This is a genomic window from uncultured Vibrio sp. (assembly GCF_947488985.1).
GTDB lineage: Bacteria > Pseudomonadota > Gammaproteobacteria > Enterobacterales > Vibrionaceae > Vibrio.
In genome coordinates this window covers 1-4,513 of record NZ_CANLBV010000157.1, presented here as the reverse complement: position 1 = coordinate 4,513, position 4,513 = coordinate 1, and the positions used below count along the sequence as shown (strand labels likewise).

Sequence of the window (4,513 nt, the reverse complement as noted above, 5' to 3'; positions counted from 1 at the left end):
TCTGTTGAGGAGTCAGTGTAATTATCATAGTTCGTAGCATGATCCTGATTTTACTGAAAATCAAGCACCTTCAATGAGTACGGGTATATAGTTCGAGCGCATCAGCATAGTACAGGTGCAGCTACAGAAAGCTCAGAGCAAATAGGAAAAAGTCGCGGGGGTAACTCAACCAAAATTCACTTAGCCGTGGATAGTGGTGGTCTACCGATTTGTTTTGATTTATCAGAAGGCCAACGGCACGATATAATGCATGCCGAAAGCTTGGTTGAGCAACTCGATGAAGTTAATACTATCGTTTGTGATAAAGGATATGACAGCGAACCTTTCCGTACTTTTGTTAAGGAACGTGGCGGAGAAACGGTAATTGCTAAACGCAATTACGGACAAGATATAGACAAAGACAGTATGGACTGGTGTCTATACAAATATCGTCACTTAGTTGAAAATGCCTTTGCGAGAATTAAGCATTATCGAGCTATTTCAAGTAGATATGACAAGTTAGAAAGGAATTATGCCAGCATGCTATCGCTGGCATTCATGTTGATGTGGCTACCGATGTATTGTTGAACGCGAAATGTACAGCAAAGATCAACACGCCCTAATAGAGCGAAAGTTATAAAGTGACGATGACTTTACCCAGCGTTCTACCACTTTCGATAGCCGTGTGAGCTTGAGGGAGGTTTTCAAAGTCAAACGTTTGAGAAACATGTGGTGTCACTCGGCCATCTTCTAGCATGGCTTTAAGTGTCGCCATATCTTTGCCATTAGAGTGAACCATGTGAGTGCTAACATTCACACCCAACTCGGTAGCCAAGGTTTCAAGCTCTGGCTCTACACCCATCATTGCAATTGACGTTAGCTTGCCATCCTTTTTCAAGGTTTGTAGTGACGCCATTGCCGTTTCTAGTCCTAGAGTATCGAATACAAAGTCAACATCGGTAGCCACTTTTTCAAAAGCTTCGGTGCGGTAGTCAATGTGCTGGTCTGCACCCAAAGAAAGAATAAAGTCACGATTCTTCGCAGAGCTAGTTGAAATAACATAAGCGCCTAAGCTTTTCGCAATTTGAATAGCAAAGTGGCCAACACCACCTGAGCCTGCGTGGATCAGTACACGATCATCAGCTTTCACTTCACTAAGCACTTGTAGCGCAGTTAAAGCCGCAAGGGTGGTTGCCGCAGCAGCGTTAAATGAGGTGTTACTTGGAATTGCCGCTAACTGATTGGCAGGCGCTGCTACATATTCGGCATAGGCTTTACCGTGCCCAGGGAAGTTCACCATACCAAACACCTTGTCACCCACACTAAATTCCGTTACATCATCGCCAATAGCGACAACGGTACCTGCAATGTCCCAGCCTAAGATCATTGGGTCAGCATTGCCAAAGAGATTGTTGAGCGCTTCTTGGGCGTACTTTACCTTGGTGTCTGCAGGGTTAATACTGAGCGCACGAGTCTCTACCAACACTTCGCCCGACTGTATTGTTGGCTTATCAATTTGAGTCAGTTGTAGGTTTTCGATGCCACCAGATTGCTTGATTACGAATGATTTCATGATTTGTGTCCTATTAAATGTATAAGAATTTGAATTGTGTGTTGATTACGCGAACTGCGTAACGAAGCTCATGTACTGGTCAAGTTCGCCAATGACACACTCAGCCATTAACTCACCGGTTTCTACTGCATAAGGCTGTTTGAAGTGAATGTCCCAAACGTCTGACTCCTTGCGCCAGTGTTCATACACCACCAAGGTTTCGTCGTCGCCTTCAACGGTGTAAAGATCAAACAATAAGCAACCCGCTTCATTGCGTGTATTAGTTATGTGGTGTTTAAACTGTTCTAGCAGTTTCTCTTTAGTACCTGGCTTGATTTTGAAAATGAAAAAAATATTAAATCTTGGGTCATCTTCAGCCGCTGAAATGGGTGCCATTGGGCTTGGATTGGTATCTTCCAGTGTTATGACTATAGGCTCTGACAATAGCGCACGATTTGCTACTGTCATGAAGTCTTGCGTATAGCTTTGCTCTTGATGAAAAGCGACGGCAGCAGCACTTTCCCAACGCTCATATGCGAAAAACACGCTAGGGTTGCTGTTATCTTGATAAAAGCGCATCGCTACACTGCCTTGCTCAGCTTGCATATGTGTATGCTGTACGAGCAGGGCCGACTTAAATGATTCGACAGCGTTTGCAGCAACCGTAAATTTGATAATTTGTGTAAATGGCATAGATAAATTCCTAAGAGTGTGTTGGTTTAGAAAACATATTAATTATTCTGGTCAACTTTATCATCTGCCAATAACCGGATTGATAATCCCATTTTTTGGGATTAAAGTGAGTAGGTTCATTTATAAGGGCATCATATGGATCTCGATTTTAAAAGCTTGGCATTGTTTATTAGGGTAGCCGAACTAGGCAAGATTGGCCAAGCCGGGCTGGATTTTGGTTTCTCAGCAACCAATGCAAGCCAGCGTATTCAGCATTTGGAAAGCCAAATCGGTGTAAAGCTGTTTCACCGTACTACGCGCACGGTGTCACTGACCTATGATGGGATTGTATTTCTGGAGCACGCCAAACGTATCATCGACAACATTGAAGAGACGCGCAATGTCTTTAAAGGGGATAAAAACATTCAAGGAAAGATTCGGATCGCGGTGTCTTCTACCTATGGCAGGCTTTATGTTGTCCCTTTTATTCCTGCCTTTTTAAAGCAGTATCCCGACTTAAACATAGAAATTGATTTTTCGGACAACCGATTAGATATTGTTGAACATGGCTATGATGTTGCATTTCGAATCGGTAATTTAGAGCCCAACAGTTTGCTGGCGCGAAAAGTTTCAGATAACCCACTGGTGCTAGTAGCGTCTCCTCAGTACTTAGAAAATGCAGCTAGCCTAAAAACACCCAACGATCTAGAAAATCACGTTTGCATACCCTTCATGAATAACAACCAATGGGAGTTTAAAAGCCAAAATGGCTCGTTGCATAAGGTGTCTGTTCACGGCCCACTGTCAGTAAACTGGGGAGACGCCATTAGCGATCTAGTCGAGGCTGGAATGGGGGTTGGACTGGCGGCATTATGGCGTGTGGCTCCTGACATAAAACAGGGCAAGGTTGAAGTGGTGCTGAAGGATTACGAAATTTTGCCTAAAACGGCCATTTGGGCAGTCCGTCCTCCTGGGCGATTTATTCCTGCCCGAGTCAAAGTCTTTTTAGATTATATTGAAGACGCGATTCAACGAACGAATCACAAGCGATACGGCTCTTTTCTTGACGAATAAACCATTAAGTTTTAGTTGTACATTAGCGCATAGATCTCACTAAGGAACTGAATAGAAAGCAATAAGGGTCACTATGGCTTTAGTGACCCTGCAGAAAACTTATTAAGTCGTTCAGCTTATTTAAACGTAAGCGCGTCATAAACCCCGCATTCTAATCTTTCAGCACGAAGAATAAGATCATCTCTTCAACCCAAAGGGGAGTTGAAATGGCAAAACGACGCTCCAACCTAGAATGGCAATCACTGTTCGAACATTATGAAAGCAGCAGTGTTACCCAACGAGCTTTTTGTGAAGAGCATGGACTGAGTTTATCCACGTTCTTTGCCAAACGGCGTCAACTCCAAACAGCAAACCAATCGGAATCTGTCGGATTTGTTAAAGCTGAAATCATCGAAAAGACAACGAAGTATCAGACGCAAATAGCTACGGCTAACATGACACTGCTCGTCAATGATGTGGAGCTGAGCATTCCTCAAGGTACGCCAGCGACCTATCTTACTGAACTCATTGGAGCGTTGTCATGAAAGGTATGCTCAGCGCTCCAGACATTTATCTTTATCGTGAAAGCGTCGATTTTAGAAAGTCCATCAACGGCCTCGCAGCGATTATCGAAAGTGATACCGACTTGTCTTTAGGAAGTGGTGCACTGTTTCTGTTCACCAATAAACAGCGCGACAAAATTAAAGTGTTGTATTGGGGTGCCACGCACAAAAGGTTGAGTCCTTTTGGAGCTGTGCTACTGATGGGAGAAGGCCTCCCGAAATCTGCCTGTAGGGGTCGGTTTCAAACCGCCAAGTGCTGCTGTATTTAAGAGATATGGTAGTGAGCGACTTTGGAAAGGTATCAATAAGATATCAGTTATGAATCAAGAAGATGAGCGAAAGCGAACCGTTCGATGACGCATCGTTAAGCATTTAGTATTGTCAAAATTAGGGTCGCTCAGTAGCCCTAAAATAAGCTGAAAGGAAACCTACTTATTGTTTCAGTGGCAATCGGTGTATAGGTGGCAATGTGCTCAAGGAAGAGAAGAAGTGTTATATGTGGCTCTACTGCTCGGGTGCTGATTCGTCTGAAGCGGCATTACCGAATGTGAAAAATATCGCCTTGTACGACTATCAAAACAATCGCGCGAGGGCGTGCCCTATTGCCTTTTTAGGCGACTATACCCGTGATCATTGAAGGTGCTTGATTTTTAGTAAAATCAGGATCATGCTACGAACTATGATAATTACACTG

At 43.7% G+C, this 4,513-nt stretch carries 5 protein-coding genes and 2 pseudogenes; 5 read left to right on the top strand and 2 right to left on the bottom strand.

Translation table 11 applies throughout. The annotated features are described in order from the left end of the window. Nucleotides 1-87: 87 nt before the first annotated feature. Nucleotides 88-567, top strand: a pseudogene (locus tag Q1A70_RS18995) (IS5 family transposase); the annotation flags it as partial. A gap of 46 nt (nucleotides 568-613) precedes the next feature. Here the strand turns inward: Q1A70_RS18995 and Q1A70_RS18990 are convergent. Together Q1A70_RS18990 and Q1A70_RS18985 are read right to left on the bottom strand one after the other, a co-directional pair. Continuing rightward, nucleotides 614-1,552 (bottom strand): NADP-dependent oxidoreductase, encoded by a 939-nt coding sequence (locus tag Q1A70_RS18990; protein ID WP_299695538.1) that lies wholly within the window; start codon nucleotides 1,550-1,552, stop codon nucleotides 614-616. A gap of 45 nt (nucleotides 1,553-1,597) precedes the next feature. After that, nucleotides 1,598-2,224, bottom strand: a complete 627-nt coding sequence (locus Q1A70_RS18985; RefSeq protein ID WP_299695536.1) for an antibiotic biosynthesis monooxygenase — start codon at nucleotides 2,222-2,224, stop codon at nucleotides 1,598-1,600. 135 nt (nucleotides 2,225-2,359) lie between these two features. Between Q1A70_RS18985 and Q1A70_RS18980 the strand changes: the two genes are divergently transcribed. The 4 genes and pseudogenes from Q1A70_RS18980 to Q1A70_RS18965 all read left to right on the top strand — a co-directional run. Then, on the top strand, nucleotides 2,360-3,277 hold the full coding sequence (locus Q1A70_RS18980) for a LysR family transcriptional regulator (RefSeq protein ID WP_299695534.1): 918 nt from the start codon (nucleotides 2,360-2,362) through the stop codon (nucleotides 3,275-3,277). 206 nt (nucleotides 3,278-3,483) lie between these two features. Continuing rightward, nucleotides 3,484-3,801, top strand: a complete 318-nt coding sequence (locus Q1A70_RS18975) for an IS66 family insertion sequence element accessory protein TnpB (RefSeq protein WP_299695532.1) — start codon at nucleotides 3,484-3,486, stop codon at nucleotides 3,799-3,801. Further along, nucleotides 3,798-4,088, top strand: a complete 291-nt coding sequence (gene tnpB / locus Q1A70_RS18970; RefSeq protein WP_299697543.1) for an IS66 family insertion sequence element accessory protein TnpB — start codon at nucleotides 3,798-3,800, stop codon at nucleotides 4,086-4,088. Before Q1A70_RS18975 ends, tnpB begins: the two co-directional genes overlap by 4 nt. 197 nt (nucleotides 4,089-4,285) lie before the next feature. After that, nucleotides 4,286-4,444 (top strand): annotated as a pseudogene (locus Q1A70_RS18965) (transposase); the annotation flags it as partial. Between the last annotated feature and the right edge of the window lie 69 nt (nucleotides 4,445-4,513).